This is a genomic window from Terrabacter sp. P5_B1, from assembly GCF_056400505.1.
In genome coordinates this window covers 1-1,512 of sequence record NZ_JBFULD010000541.1, presented here as the reverse complement: position 1 = coordinate 1,512, position 1,512 = coordinate 1, and the positions used below count along the sequence as shown (strand labels likewise).

Below are 1,512 nucleotides of genomic sequence, written 5' to 3'. Positions count from 1 at the left end.
GCGACGTGCCGCTCGTCGACGGCATGCCCGGCGAGCTCAACCAGGTCTGGACCAACCTCGTCGACAACGCCGTCGACGCGATGGACGGGGTCGGCACCCTCACCGTCACGACGCGACACGACGGGGACGCCGTGGTTGTCGAGGTCCGTGACACCGGGGCCGGCATGCCCCCCGAGGTTCAGCAGCGCGCGTTCGAGGCGTTCTACACGACCAAGGAGGTCGGGCGGGGGACCGGCCTCGGCCTCGACATCGCCCACCGCATCGTCGTCGAGCGCCACGGCGGGTCCGTCGAGATCGAGTCCCGACCGGGCGACACCCGTCTGCGGGTCCGACTGCCCGTCGACGGCCCCCACGCGTCGACGCCCTGACGACGGGTGCGCGCGCGGCGGACGCCTTCACGCGGGCACCGCGGGCGTATGCCGTCCGCTCGCTCAGGCGGTCACGGGCGGGTCACGAGCCGGTCGCAGACGGTCGCGGACGGTCGCCAGACGGTCACCAGCCGCGGGCGCGCCACTCCTCGAGGTGCGGTCGCTCGGCGCCGAGCGTCGAGTCGTCGCCGTGCCCGGGGTAGAACCACGTGTCGTCGTCGTAGACGTCGAAGACACGGGTCGTGATGTCGTCGATGAGCGAGTCGAAGCTCTGGCCCGGGTTCTTCGTGTTCCCGACGCCACCGGGGAAGAGGCTGTCGCCGGTGAAGAGATGGGTGTGCCCGTCGGGGTCGGCGTAGGCGAGGGCGATCGATCCGGGCGTGTGGCCGCGGAGGTGGACGACCTCGAGAGTGACGTCGCCGAACGACACGGTGTCGCCGTGCGCGACGCGGACGTCGACCGGGACGGGGAGGGCGTCGGCGTCGTCGGCCCCGGCGACCGTGCTGGCCCCGGTGGCTGCCACGACCTCGGCGAGCGCGCCGACGTGGTCGTGGTGCTGGTGGGTCGTGACGACGGTCTCGAGTCCGTGCCCGCCCGAGGCGACGAGCTCGRGCAGCCGGTCAGGCTCGGCGGCCGCGTCGACGAGCAGCTGCGCCCCGGTCGACCGACAGGTGAGCAGGTAGGCGTTGTTGCCGAAGCCGCCCACCTCGCACTTGCGGATGGTCAGGGCGGGCAGCCGTCGCACCCCGGCCGGCCCGGCGGCGGTGACGTGACCGGTGTAGGTGGCGTCCTGGTCGTTCACGGTCAGCCTCCGAAGGGAAGGGTCGGGACGGGCCCGTCGAAGCGGACGCCGTCGGTGCGTCCGCGGGCGAGCCACAGCAGCAGCTGCGCAGCGGAGCCGGTCACCCGCGTCGTCCCTTCACCCACGACGTGCTCGTCGCCCTCGTCCGTGACGATGTGGAGTGAGGGAGGCGCGTCGGCGTGGGCGAGGCGGTTGGCCGCGTCGCGTACGAAGAGCGCGGCGACCTCCGCCGGGGCGCTCGAAAAGGTGTATCCCGCGTCGAGGTCGACGTGGTGGAAGACGAGCTCGCGCAGTCGCATGAACGGCACCATCCCGACGGCGACCGGAAAGCCTCCCGGAGTC

General features: G+C 72.7%; 3 protein-coding genes. 1 reads left to right on the top strand and 2 read right to left on the bottom strand.

Features of this window, described 5'->3' with window-relative positions; genetic code table 11:
* Window positions 1-368 (top strand): sensor histidine kinase (locus AC1DP0_RS21795; RefSeq protein ID WP_478088663.1); only part of this gene is annotated, 368 nt, incomplete at its 5' end.
* Window positions 369-492: 124 nt separating this feature from the next.
* Here AC1DP0_RS21795 and AC1DP0_RS21790 read toward each other — a convergent pair.
* On the bottom strand, window positions 493-1,170 hold the full coding sequence (locus tag AC1DP0_RS21790) for an MBL fold metallo-hydrolase (protein ID WP_478088661.1): 678 nt from the start codon (window positions 1,168-1,170) through the stop codon (window positions 493-495).
* Between the two features lie 2 nt (window positions 1,171-1,172).
* Window positions 1,173-1,512 (bottom strand): DinB family protein (locus tag AC1DP0_RS21785; RefSeq protein WP_478088657.1); only part of this gene is annotated, 340 nt, incomplete at its 5' end.